Genomic DNA, 12,662 nt, shown 5'->3' on the forward strand with positions numbered 1-12,662 from the left:
GGTAAATCATCATGAAACCAGCCGATCCCAACCTCGCAAAGGCCGCGGCCGATGGCGCCGCGCTCGATCGCCGGGCGATCCTGACGGACGTGCGGCGCGAACTCGCCTTGCCCTCCCGCCGTGCGTTCGGCAAACGCGTGCTGACCCTCGGCGGTCTCCTGATGCTGACGGGCTGCTCGCTGACCGACGACAAATCGGTCAACGCGTTCCTGATGAAGGTGTCACGGATGAACGACCGCGTGCAGGCTTGGCTCTTCGATCCGCAGCGGCTCGCGCCGACCTACTCCGAAGCGCAGCTGACGCGGCCATTTCCGTTCAACGCGTACTACGGCATCGACGATGTGCCCGATGTCGACGGCAGCGACTTCAAGCTGCAGTTGAGCGGCCTCGTCGCCGGCAAGCGCACGTGGACGCTCCCCGAGCTTTACGCGCTGCCGCACGCGGAGCAGATCACGCGGCATATCTGCGTGGAAGGGTGGAGTGCGATCGGGCATTGGGGCGGCACGCCGTTTTCGGATTTTCTGCGCCGCGTGGGGGCGGATACGAGCGCGAAATATGTCGGCTTCAAATGCGCGGACGACTATTACGAGAGCATCGACATGCCGACGGCCCTGCATCCGCAAACGCTTCTCACGTTTCAATACGACGGCCAGACGCTGCCGCCGCAGTACGGCTTTCCGATGAAGCTGCGCATGCCGACCAAGCTCGGCTACAAGAACCCGAAGCACATCATGGAGATCTTCGTGACCAACACTTACCCCGGCGGCTATTGGCCCGACCAGGGGTACAACTGGTTCGGCGGGTCTTGACGCGCTCATGCGATTCGCCTGGCGATTTATCGATGCGGCTGCCGGTCGAGCGTTGAATTGCGCGGCGCTGCTTGAAGGTGCCAACTGAAGGTGCCAACCGAAGGCGCCGACTGTCGCTCGCAAACATCACTTACATTTCTTCCGACTGGCTCGGCGTTCGTTTGCGATTCCATATTGCATAATGCTGCCGGTACGCGACGGGCGCTCTAAAAGCGCCCGTCATCTCTTTATGGGCCGCGAATTCCGGCCTTCTTGCTTTATCTGTTCGACATGCCGTCCTGTCTTGCCCGGTTTGCCGCGTCCGCGACGCGGCGCACGCGCTCAAGCCGTCTTGCGACTCCCGCGTGTGCTGAACGCCTACCGGTCCGGGCGGGCTAAGCGCATGACACCGCGTTTCTCTCTTGCGTTCCGTCTGCGTCTGCCGCAATCGCGCAACGGCCAGGTTGCGCTTGCGCTCGCCGTCGTCTATCTCGTGTGGGGATCGACCTACCTCGCGGTGCACGTTGCGCTCGAATCGTTCCCGCCGCTCTTGCTTTCCGGGCTGCGCAATCTGTTTGCCGGCATCGGCCTCTTCGTGGTCGCGGTGCGGCGCAAACCCGCCATGCCGACGCTGCTCGAAGTGCGCAACGCGGGGATCGTCGGCACGATGCTCGTCGGGCTGTCGAGCGGGCTGCTCGCGCTCGGCATGCGCAGCGTCGGCACCGGCACAGCGGCGGTCATGGTCGCGACCGTGCCGCTCTTCGCGACGGTGATCGCGGCCGTCGCCGGCCGGCAGATCGCGAAAGGCGAGTGGGCGGCGGTGGGCCTCGGGCTCTTCGGGATCGTCGTGCTCAACCATGGCGATGCGTCGCCGAGCTCGACGCTCGGCACCATCGTGATTCTCGGCGGCGCGCTTTTCTGGGCGGGCGGCGCGCATCTGGCGGGGCGTCTGAAGCTGCCGTCCGATCTGTTTCTGTCGACGGCGCTGCAGATCGGCCTCGGCGGCGCGATCTCGACGGTCGTCGCGTGGATCGTGGGCGAGCGGTTTCTCGCCATCCAGTTCTGGCCGGTCGTCTCGTTTCTTTACCTGATGCTGGTCGGCACGATGTTGGCGTATATCGCGTACGGATTCCTGATCCGGCACACGAGCCCGATCATCGCGAGCAGCTGCATGTACGTGAATCCGGTGGTCGCGGTCGCGCTCGGCGCGTTGATCCTCGGCGAGCCGGTCACCCGCTGGACCGTGATTGCGACCGGCGTGATTCTCGCGAGCGTCGCGCTGTCGTTCCGGTTCGACCGGCGCAAGGCCGGCTGATTTTGCCTCGGCGTCGCCCTCGTGTGCTTCGTGATCGCGCATCGGCTGGCGTTTCACGCATCGAACAGCGGTGCGGACGACGAGGATGTCTGAAGTCTGAACTAAGCGGTTTGCCGCGCGGCAGCCGGCTCGCGCCGCGAGTGCACCCACGCGGCGAGCGCCGCGAACAGGAAGCCCGCAATGCACACGCCGGTCCATCCGAAATTGCGCCACACGACGGCGCCCACCGCAGAGCCGGTCGCGCCGCCGATGAAGTAGCAAACCATGAACACCGTATTCACGCGGCTGCGCGCTTCGGGCTTGAGCGCATAGATGCGCGACTGGTTCGATATCTGCGCGGCCTGCACGCCGACGTCGAGGATGATTACGCCGGCGATGAGTCCCGCAATGCTCGCTCCGGAAAAAACAAAGATCACGAACGCCATCGCCACGAGCCCGATCGAGAACGAAATGATCGCGCGCGGTCCGCGCTTGTCGGCAACGCGCCCGGCTAGCGGTGCCGCCATCGCGCCCGCCGCGCCGACAATGCCGAACAGGCCCGCTGCCTGCGGTCCCAAATGAAACGGCGCGCCCGCGAGCAGAAACGTCAGCACCGACCAGAAGAGGCTGAAGGCCGCGAAAATCGCCGCGCCCGTGAACGACGCGGCGCGCAACCCATGCAATTCGACGACGAGGTGCCACATCGAGCCGAGCAGCTTGCCGTAGGGCAGCGTCGAGGTCGGCTTGCTGCTCGGCAAGCGCATCACGACGACCGCCGCGAGCACGACGAGCGCCGCAACCGACGTGCCGAACACCGCGCGCCAGCCGAAGTATTGCGCGACGAAGCCCGCCGCCGTCCGTGCGAGCAGGATGCCGAGCAACAGCCCGCTCATCACGGTGCCGACCGCGTGCCCGCGCTGCGCAGCGGGCGCGAGCTCTGCCGCGAACGGCACGGCCTGCTGCGCGATCGTCGAAAGCACGCCGATGGCGAGGCTCGCGGCCGCGAGCACGACGAGCGAAGGCGCCGCGGCCGCGAAGATCAACGCAAGCGACAGCCCCGCGATTTGCAGCAGGATGATGAGCCGCCTGTCGAAGCGGTCGCCGAGCGGTGCGAGAAAGAACATTCCGGCCGCGTAGCCGAGCTGCGTCGCAGCGGGCACCGCGCCGATCCACGGCGCGCCCGCCGGAAACGACGCGCGTAACGCGTCGAGCAGCGGCTGGTTGTAATAGATGTTGGCGACCGAGACGCCCGCGATCGTCGCGAGCAACAGCAGCATGCCGCGCGAATAGTGGATCGAGGCGTCGGAGTGGCGGGAGTCGGCAGCGGACATGGACGAGGCAACGCGTGCGAGCGAGTGGGGCGCCGCGCCATAGCACGACAAAAATCGTGCGGCAACGACACTGAGCGAGCGATCATACCGGAGCTTTTTCGAGTCTGCCGGGACCCCGCCGGTTGCCTCTCAACCGCCTTTCACCCTTCGGCGAGCCTGGCTCGCACGCGACTTCGTCAGTCGATCAGCGCGCCTGTCGGTTCGTAGAACGGATACGGTCCCTCGCCTTCGTCGACGTACGCGTGGTGCGTGACGAGCCCCGTCGCCGGCTCGTAGCGATGCAGCGCGAACGCGGGCGGCTCCATGCGGAACGCGGACGGTGCCTCGTCGCGCAAATCGAGCGCCACCTGATGCGCGGGAGCGGGGATGGCCGAGGCGATCGTGCCGGCGAAGCGCGTGAACATCGGCCGGTGGACGTGTCCGCACAGCACGCGCTCGACGTTCGGATGGCGGCTCACGATCGCGGCGAGCTTGTCGGCGGCAGCCGCATCGAGACGCATGCGGTCCATATGGCCGATGCCCGACACGAACGGCGGGTGGTGGAGCGCGACGATGACCGGCCGGCCGGCCGCGGCGTCGAGCTGTTGCGCGAGCCACTCGAGCCGCGCGTCGCACAGGTCGCCGCCGCTTTGACGCGGCACCTGCGAGTCGAGCGCGATCACGCGCAGCGGGCCGACGTCGATCGCGTACTGCACGAATTCGCCGCCTTCGCGCAGCTCGGCGCGTTCGGCGAACACTTCGCGCAGCGCGGCGCGATCGTCGTGATTGCCGATCAGCAGGTAGTACGAGATCTGCAACGGATCGAGCAGCGTCTTCAGATGACGGTATTCCTCGGCACTGCCGCGGTCGACGAGGTCGCCCGTCACGAGCACCGCATCGGGACGCGGCTCGAGCGCATTGAGCCGCGCGACGCAACGCGCGAGACAGGCGGCCGTATCGACGCGCTGATACGCGAGCGCACCGGGCCGTTTGATGTGCAGATCGCTGATTTGAGCCAGCAGCATGTGGGGGTTCTCTCAGAGTGTCATGTGTTGTGGAACGGCGGACTACGCGAGTGCGATCAGCCCTTCGGGCGCGATCGAAATCCCGACTGCCGTGCCGCGCGCGAGCTCGACGCGGCCGGCGACGTCGATGAGAAGCGCATCGGGCGCCGCGCCGCCGATCGTGAGCCGCGTGCGCTCGCCGAGAAACGACACCGCTTCGATCGTGCCGCGCAGTTGCGCATGGGCCGGATCGGCCAGATGCGCGTCTTCGGGGCGGAAGAACAGTTCCGGTGTCTGCGTCGGGCCCGGTGCCTGGGTCCGGCTGACGCCTCGAGCGAGCACGATGCTGCCGCCCGTCGTTTCGAACGCGCCGTCGCGCCATTGTCCCGCAAGCCGGTTGATCGTGCCGACGAATTGCGCGACGGTCCGGTTCGCGGGCCGGAAGTAGATGTCGCGCGGCGTGCCGGTCTGCTCGATGCGGCCCGCGCTCATCACGACGATGCGGTCGCCGAGCTCCATCGCTTCGGCCTGATCGTGCGTCACGTAGATCGTCGTTACGCCGAGGCTGCGCAAAAGCGCGTTCATCTCGCTTCGCAACGTGTCGCGCAGGCGCGCGTCGAGCGCGGTGAGCGGCTCGTCGAGCAGGAGCACGCGCGGCTGCAGCGCGAGCGCGCGGGCGAGCGCGACGCGTTGCCGTTGACCGCCCGAGAGCTGATCGATCGGTTTGTCGGCGTGCGCGTCGAGCCGCATCATCGCGAGCAGTTCGTCGACGCGCTGGCGCGCGAGCCCCGCATCGGTCTTGTTGATCTTCAGGCCGTAGCCGATGTTGCCGCGCACGGTCAGGTTCGGAAAGAGCGCATAGCTCTGGAACACCATGCCGACTTGGCGGCGCTCGATCGGCAGGCGCGTCACGTCGTCGTCGCCGAAGCGCACTTGGCCGCCCGCGTCGGGCGACTCGAGGCCGGCGATGATGCGCAGCGTCGTCGTCTTGCCGCAGCCGGAGGGCCCGAGCAGCACGAGCGTTTCGCCGGCGCCGATCGCGAGGTCGAGCGGCTCGAGCACGCGCGTGCCGCGAAAGGTCTTCGCGCATTGCGTGAGCGTGATGGGAACGGGGGCGAGTTTCATCGTGGTCGGGTCGTTCGAGTTCGAGCGGGGGAGTCAGGAAGCGCGGGACGCCGGGCTTTTTTTGCCTGGTTTTTTACCTAAGCGGCGCTGGCCCGTCGCATCCACGCCTAGCCATTGCATCGCGACGAGCAGCGGCATCGTCATGATGAAAAAGAGGATCGTGTACGCGCTGCCGATTTCGATGCGCAGCGACGCGTAGGTATCGGCGAGGCCGACGGGGAGCGTCTTCGTATCGGGCGTGTGCAGCATCCAGGTCAGGTTGAATTCGCCGATCGAGAGCGTCAGCACGGCGAGCGCGCCCGCGACGATGCCGGGCCGCACGTTCGGCAGCACGATCGTCGTGAAGCGCTGCCAGAAGGTGGCGCCGAGGCTCGCCGCGCCTTCTTCGAGGGTGCGCAGATCGGTGCTCGACGCCACTGCGGCCACGGCACGCACCATGAACGGCAGCGTGAACACCACATGGCCGACGACGATGAAGGCCGCGCTCGTGCGAAACACGGTGATGCCGCCGTAGAGCACGAGCAGCGCGAGCGCCGAGGCGAGACCCGGCAGCGCGATCGGCAGCACGAGCAGTTCTTCGACGATGCGCGAGGCGCGCGTCTTGCTGCGCGCGAGCACGTATCCGGCGGGCACGCCGATGATGAGCGTGATGACCAGCGTGGCCAAGGCGATTTCGAGCGAGAGGAACACGGAGTCGCGATACTGCGTCCACACTTGGCCAAGCCACTGCAGCGTGAGGCCGCTCGACACGCCTCGGAAGTAGTTGACGGTCAGGCCCGCAAGGATCGACATCACGACCGGCACGATCAGGAACGCGCAGATCAGGAGCGTGACGGCCCACTGTCCGGCCGCCAGAAAATGGCGCAGCGAGACGCTGTCTTTGACGCGCAGCATGGCGCGGCGCAGGGCGGATGCTTCGGTGTGCGTCTCGAGTGTGGTGCTCATCGAGGTTTCCTCAAGCCGTGGCCGCAACGGCGGAACCCGTCACGTTGCGCGCGACGGCGAGCACGAGCCACGTCACGATGCCGAGCACGATCGACAACCCCGCCGCCGTCACCATGTTCGCGTTGAGCGTGAACTCGGTGTAGATCGTCATCGGCAGCACGTCGATATCGGTCGCGAGCGTGAACGCGGTGCCGAACGCGCCCATCGCAGTCGCGAAGCACACGGCTCCCGCTGCGATGAGGCCGGGGGAGAGCGCCGGCAGCACGATGTCGCGCATGATCTGCCACGGCGACGCGCCGAGCGAGCGCGCGGCTTCTTCGAGCGAGCGGTCGAGCTTCGTCGCGGACGCCATCACGGTCACGATCACGCGCGGAATCGAGAAGTACAGGTAGCCGAAGAAGAGGCCGGTCATCGAATAGGCGAACACCCACTTGTCGCCGGTGAGCCGCAGCGACAGCGCGCCGATCAAGCCTTGCCGCCCCGCGAGCATGATGACCATGAAGCCGACGACGACGCCGGGAAACGCGAGCGGAAACGTGAGCAGCGCGAGCAGCGTGCGCTTGCCGAAGAATTCGCGGCGCGCGAGGAGGAGGCCCGAGATGACCGAGAGCGCGAGCGTCGCGAAGGTCACCGCGGCGGACAACGCCACGGTCGCGCCGAGGCTCCTCATGTAGCGCGCGTTGGCGATCAGCGCGCGGTAAGTGTCGAACGCATGGCCGTCGGCGCTGACCTGGGCGAGCATGCCCATCGGCAGCAGCCAGAACGCGGCGAAGACGGCCAGCGCCGGCGCGATCAGCGCGATGCGCCAGCGCAGCGGAAACGTAATGTCGTGCATGGGGAAAGACGCTTCAAAGTGCGACGGCAGGGCGCCGCGTTCGTTCAAACGCAGCACCCTGCATCGCTGCTGCGATCAATGCATGATCTGCAGATACTGTTCGCCGAAGGCCTGCTGCTTCTCGGCCATCTTCGCGAAGTCCACGGGCTTGGCGCGCGCGTAGTCGCTCGCGGGGAGGAACTTCGAGGCGGCGTCGGCGCTCATCTGGTTCGCGCGCACCGGCCGCAGATACGCATTCGCCCACAGCTTCTGCCCCTCGTCGGAGAGCACGAAGTCGAGCACCTTCTTGGCCGAAGCTTCGTGCGGCGCACCCTTCACGAGGCTCATCACGTACGGCACCGAGATCGTGCCTTCCTTCGGAATCACGAATTCGACGTTCGCGTGATCCTTGTACTTCGCGCGGTACGCATCGAAATCGTAGTCCAGCAGGATCGGAATTTCACCGGACAATACACGCGCGTAGGCGGTCTGCTTCGGCACGATCGGCGCGTTCGCCTTCAACTGACGAAACCAGTTCAGGCCCGGCTCGAAATTGTCGAGCGAGCCCCCTAGCGCGAGGTTGACCGCGACCGCGCCCGCATAGCCGACGAACGCGCTCGACGGATCGAGGTAGCCGATCATGCCCTTGTACTCGGGCTTGAGCAGATCGGCCCACGAACGCGGTACGGGCTTGCCTTCGAGCGCGTCCTTGTTGACGAAAAAGCCGAGCGTGCCCGAGTGGATCGCGAACCAGTACCCTTGCGGGTCCTTCATGTTCGCGGGGATGTCGTTCCAGTGCGCAGGCTTGTACGGCTGGATCACGCCCTTGTCCTTCGCCTGGAACGCCGACGACACGCCGAGATACACCACGTCCGCCACCGGGCTCTTCTGCTCGGCCATCAATTGCGCGATCGCCTGGCCCGAGTTCTTGTTGTCGAACGGCACGCGGACGCCGGTCTTCTGCTGGATCGCCTGGATCTGGCTCGCCCAGTCGGCCCATTCGGGCGGGCAGTTGTAGCAGATCGCGGTTTCGTCGGCGTGCGCGGGCTGCGGCGCGGCGAAGAGCGCGACGCCGGCGGCGGGCACGGCCGCCTGGAGCACGGCAGCGGCCAGCGCGGCGGCACCGGCCCTGCCAAACAGACGGCGCAGGTGCGCGCGAACGGAAAGTGAACGACGTGTCACAGCGGGTCTCCTTGCTGGCAAAGGGATGCGGCTTATTGGTGTGGTGGTGTTGCGGGTGGTTCTGCTCGACGCGGCAGTTGATCGGACAGATCACGCGGCCGGTCAGGCGGCGAGCGGCCCGCTCACCGGTGGCCGACGGTATCGGAAATCGCGCAGAGCGTCTCGCCTTCGCGCAGCGTATGCGGCAGCGTGAGCGAGAGCGATTCGCCGTTGTCCGTGCCTTCGATGCGGTTCATGAGACGCTGCCACGCCGCGCAGCCGATCTCCCGGTTCGGCGTGCACAGGCTTGCGAGCGGCGGCGACAGCAGCTCGCCGACCGCGAGGCCGTCGAAGCCGAGGATCGACATCTGCTCCGGCACCGAGTACGACGCACGGCGCAGCCCGCGCATGACGACCATCGCGAGCAGGTCGTTGCTGCAGAAGAGCGCCGTGGGGCGGTTGGCGCCCGTCGTCAGATGCGCGAGCACCGAAGGCGCGAGTTCGTCGGCATTGAAATCGACTTCGAGCGCGGGGGCCGGCGTAAGGCCCGCTTGCAGCATCGCCTGCGAATAGCCGACATAGCGCAGCCGCGCGCGGTCCGACTCGGCGAGCGTGCCGGCCAGCATCAGGATGCGCCGGTGGCCGTGCGCGATCAGCATGCGCACGCCTTCGTAGGCGGCGAGACGGTTGTCGACCGACACCGCCGGACGGCGCACCGTGTCGTTGTGCATCAGCACGTAGTGCGGGCCCGCGCGGTCGAGCGCGTCGAGGAGCGGGTGCGTGTCGGCATCGGCGACCGTCAGGATGAGGCCCTCGACGCGTTGCGCGCGCAACGTTTCGATCGCGTGGCGCTCGCGCTCGGCGTCGTATTGCGTCGTCATCAACATGAGCCGGTAGCCTTGCGCCGACGCCAATTCGTCGATGCCTTGCAGGCATTCGGCGAACACGGGATTCGCCAGCGTCGGGAGCACGACGCCGATCAGGCGCGTGCGGTCGCTGCGCAATTGGCGGCCGAGCGGGTTGGGGGTGAATTGAAGGGCGTCGATCGCCTCGCGGATCTTTTCGAGGGTGACGCGGTTCACGGAATGGGGGGCGTTGATCGCGCGCGAAACAGTGGCGATCGAAAAGCCGGCATAGGCGGCGACATCCTTGATGGTGTGCTTCATCCTGGTCGTGGCCCTGATGTAAACGTTTTCGTTAAGGGGGATTATCTGAAAATAATATGTCCTTCACATGACGGCTTTGCGCACTGCTGGTGCCTTGGCGGGGGGAGCGGCGGGTCGTCCACCAAATCGCGGCGGCGACTGCCGAGACCGCGGCGACCACCCCGAGCGCCACGTTCATGGCCGCCTGGAACGCGTGCAGCGCCGAAATGAACGTGCCGAAGATCGCCACGCCGAGCGCCGCGCCGCTTTGACGCGCGGAATTCAGCACCGCCGCCGCGACGCCTGCGCGGCTTTTCTCGACCGTGCCGAGCGCGGGCGACGTCGCGGCCGGCGAAATGAAGCCCGACGCAAGACCGATCGCGAGCATCGGCGCGATGGCGGTCCAGTAGGGCGAATGTGCCGTCGACAGCGTCATGCCGAGCGCGCCCGCCGCATACAGGCCGAACGCCGCGCACATCGACCGGCGCTCGCCGAAGCGCTTGACGAGGCGGCTCGACGAGAGCCCGCCGAGCGCGACCATGACGGTCATCGGCAGGAACGCGAGCCCGGCATCGAGGGGTGAATCGCCGCGCACCTGCTGGTAGAAGAGACTGAACGTGAAGAGCATGCCGTAGAACACGAACGCCGACGCCATCGAGACGAACGTCGAGCCGCAGAACAAGGGGCTGCGGAAGAATTGCAGCGGCAGCATCGGATTGCGCCCGCGTGCCTCGATGAGGATGAACGCCATCCACGCGAGCGCGCAAACGACGATCCCCGCCAGAATCACGGGCGAGGTCCAGCCCAGCACAGCGCCTTCGATCAACACGGCGATCAGCGTGCCGAGCGCGACGATCGCGGCGGCCTGTCCGGACCAGTCGAAGTGGCGGCGCTTCGAGGCCGCGTCACGCTCGACCGACAACGTCAGCCAGAGGCCGGCGAGCCCGATCGGCACGTTCACGAAGAAGATGCTGCGCCAGCCGAGCAGATGGATCAGCAGCCCGCCGATCGGCGGCCCCGCCGCCATCGCGACGCCGCCGCAGCCCATCCACAGGCTCACCGCCGCCGCGCGCCTGGCCGGATCGGGATGCGCGTGATTGATGAGCGCGAGCGAGCACGGCACGAGCATCGCGCTGCCGACGCCCTGCAACGCGCGCGCAAGCGTCAGCGCCGCGAGGTTCGGCGCGCAGCCGCACAACGCGGAAGCAGAGGCGAACACTGCGAGGCCGGCGAGATAGACGTTGCGCGAACCGAACCGGTCGCCGAGTGTGCCGCCCGTCAACAGGAGGCTCGCGAAGGTCAGCGTGTAGGCGTTGACGACCCATTGCAGGCCGGTCACGTTGCTGTCGAGCGTATGGCCGATCGCCTTCAGCGCGACGTTGACGATCGACGCGTCGAGCAACACGACGGTATAGCTGATGCTGGTCGCCGCGAGGACGCGGCGCGCGGTGGGGTGGGTCATCGAAGTTTCCGGTCGGATGAAATTCGATAACCAGCGTAGCAGCGGACATCGGCCGATGTTTCGACGCGGATCGAAGCGTGACCCGGGTGTTCGCGATGCGGCCGCGACCTGAAACGGAACGGGCGATCAGCCTCGGTTTCCTTGGCATGCCGGTGCGTTCCGGCGCGCAGTTGGTGCAGCGGCGGGGCAATGGTAGAATCGCGTCCGCCCTGCCCGGGTGATGAAATTGGTAAACATAGCGGACTTAAAAAATTGAGTGCCCGAGCCGGAAACGGCCGGTGCAGAACCCTTCAAATTCGGTGAAACCCCTGGTTCCCCATGCGCTCGCGAACGATACGCGCCGCGCTTTTGACCGAGGCAACGCCGAGCCAAGCCCGATACCGGCCGCGACGGCCGCTTCTGGAAGGTGTAGAGACTAGACGGGGGGCGCCTACCGCTCGCTGCGCGAAAAGCTCGTGCGGCATGCCATGGCGAAGGCATAGTCCAGCGCACGAACGGCGATGTGCGCGTCGCCGGCTTCGAAAGATTCAGTGTGACGAAAATCCGCCGCTTAACGGCTTGCCGGTTCGAGTCCGGTCCCGGGCACCATGAATTCTTCCGACAAGTTCCGTGATGAGCTTGAAGCCGACGGATTCGAAACGCGTCATGCCGGAAGGCGGTATTCCGGCGACTTCAATCCTTTCGCATGCGCGCAACTAACGCGAGCAAGCGAGCACTCATTTCCTCGGCTGGCAAGTGCGCGAGCCAACCGTGACCCGGAAGCAACCATTCGAAGCGATACGCGGCCAGCTTGCTCAGCGATTCGGTGAGCTCTGTCCATGAGTACCAGCACGCGTCCCGGAATGCGACGAGGTCCCGCTCGCGCGGGCTCCAGGCAAGCGAATCACCCGAGAACAGCACGCGATCATCGAGCAGGTACACGACGCTACCCCGAGTGTGCCCGGGCATAGGGACCGCGCGCACGCCGGCCGCGATGCTCGGTGCTGACCCGTCGTCGAGCAGATCCGTAGCATATGGGGCAGCCGACAAGTCCTCTCGGTGAATCCAGACGCGCGCGCCGAATCGACGCGCGTATTTATCTGCGTCTGCAACGTCGTCACGATGCGACAGAAGGATGTGCGCAATACCACCGATGTCGTCAAACCATTTCACGAGCTCCGCCGCATAGCGCGGCGAGTCGATCAGCAGATTGCCGTCCGGACGCGCGGCAAAATAAGAATGTGCGCCGAACGACGACCGTGCGTTGAATCCGCAGCGCCACACACCCGATGTGATCTGCTGCGGAAAGATCGCGGCGTTCGGACGAGGCTGTTTCGCCTCGCTGCGTACCGATGCTGTAGGACATACGAGCACCGCACGCCAGGCAGCAAGCTGCTCTTCCGGCGTGACGGGCTGCCGAGCGAAGACACTCTTGTCGTTTCGTTCGACAATCAGCCCAGGCGCGACGTGACGCGATGCACCACAATTGATGCACGCTGTGTCGATGTACCAGTCCCCTGGGACGGAGTCGGTATTGCGTGTGGGCTTCATTTGATGCTCCAGGTCCGAGATAACGCCGTATTGGTGTCCTGTCGGCCGCAGCCCGCGATACGGCTACTGGCTCGACCCGCATGC

The 12,662-nt window shown here is 66.3% G+C and carries 11 protein-coding genes; 2 read left to right on the forward strand and 9 right to left on the reverse strand.

Annotated features, from left to right (window positions below):
• The first annotated feature begins 11 nt into the window (after positions 1–11).
• A complete protein-coding gene (locus J3489_RS06055; RefSeq protein ID WP_206996805.1) occupies positions 12–809 on the forward strand; it encodes a molybdopterin-dependent oxidoreductase in 798 nt (265 codons plus the stop codon).
• Positions 810–1,191: 382 nt separating this feature from the next.
• Positions 1,192–2,103, forward strand: a complete 912-nt coding sequence (locus J3489_RS06060) for an EamA family transporter (RefSeq protein WP_206996806.1) — start codon at positions 1,192–1,194, stop codon at positions 2,101–2,103.
• Between the two features lie 101 nt (positions 2,104–2,204).
• On the opposite strand, the gene J3489_RS06065 is transcribed toward J3489_RS06060, so the two are convergent.
• The 9 genes from J3489_RS06065 to J3489_RS06105 all read right to left on the reverse strand — a co-directional run bounded on the left by J3489_RS06065 (position 2,205) and on the right by J3489_RS06105 (position 12,578).
• Entirely contained in the window at positions 2,205–3,413 is a 1,209-nt protein-coding gene (locus tag J3489_RS06065) for an MFS transporter (protein WP_206996807.1), read from the reverse strand.
• Positions 3,414–3,589: 176 nt separating this feature from the next.
• A complete protein-coding gene (locus tag J3489_RS06070; RefSeq protein ID WP_206996808.1) occupies positions 3,590–4,417 on the reverse strand; it encodes a phosphodiesterase in 828 nt (275 codons plus the stop codon).
• A 42-nt stretch (positions 4,418–4,459) separates the two neighbouring features.
• The gene (locus J3489_RS06075) at positions 4,460–5,521 is read right to left on the reverse strand and encodes an ABC transporter ATP-binding protein (protein WP_206996809.1); all 1,062 of its coding nucleotides are present in this window, start codon (positions 5,519–5,521) and stop codon (positions 4,460–4,462) included.
• Positions 5,522–5,554: 33 nt separating this feature from the next.
• Positions 5,555–6,415, reverse strand: coding sequence for an ABC transporter permease (locus tag J3489_RS06080; protein ID WP_242539832.1), 861 nt, complete (start codon positions 6,413–6,415; stop codon positions 5,555–5,557).
• 61 nt (positions 6,416–6,476) lie between these two features.
• Positions 6,477–7,301 (reverse strand): ABC transporter permease, encoded by an 825-nt coding sequence (locus J3489_RS06085; RefSeq protein ID WP_206996811.1) that lies wholly within the window; start codon positions 7,299–7,301, stop codon positions 6,477–6,479.
• 75 nt (positions 7,302–7,376) lie between these two features.
• A complete protein-coding gene (locus tag J3489_RS06090) occupies positions 7,377–8,429 on the reverse strand; it encodes an ABC transporter substrate-binding protein (protein ID WP_374193431.1) in 1,053 nt (350 codons plus the stop codon).
• Positions 8,430–8,584: 155 nt separating this feature from the next.
• Positions 8,585–9,607: a substrate-binding domain-containing protein gene (locus tag J3489_RS06095; protein ID WP_206996813.1), complete on the reverse strand. Its 1,023-nt coding sequence runs from the start codon at positions 9,605–9,607 to the stop codon at positions 8,585–8,587.
• A 31-nt stretch (positions 9,608–9,638) separates the two neighbouring features.
• Positions 9,639–11,048: an MFS transporter gene (locus tag J3489_RS06100; RefSeq protein WP_206996814.1), complete on the reverse strand. Its 1,410-nt coding sequence runs from the start codon at positions 11,046–11,048 to the stop codon at positions 9,639–9,641.
• Between the two features lie 672 nt (positions 11,049–11,720).
• Positions 11,721–12,578 carry an MBL fold metallo-hydrolase gene (locus J3489_RS06105; protein WP_206996815.1) on the reverse strand — a complete coding sequence of 286 codons (858 nt, stop codon included), beginning with the start codon at positions 12,576–12,578 and terminating at the stop codon, positions 11,721–11,723.
• Between the last annotated feature and the right edge of the window lie 84 nt (positions 12,579–12,662).

Source organism: Trinickia mobilis (genome assembly GCF_017315705.1).
GTDB classification, from domain to species: domain Bacteria; phylum Pseudomonadota; class Gammaproteobacteria; order Burkholderiales; family Burkholderiaceae; genus Trinickia_A; species Trinickia_A mobilis.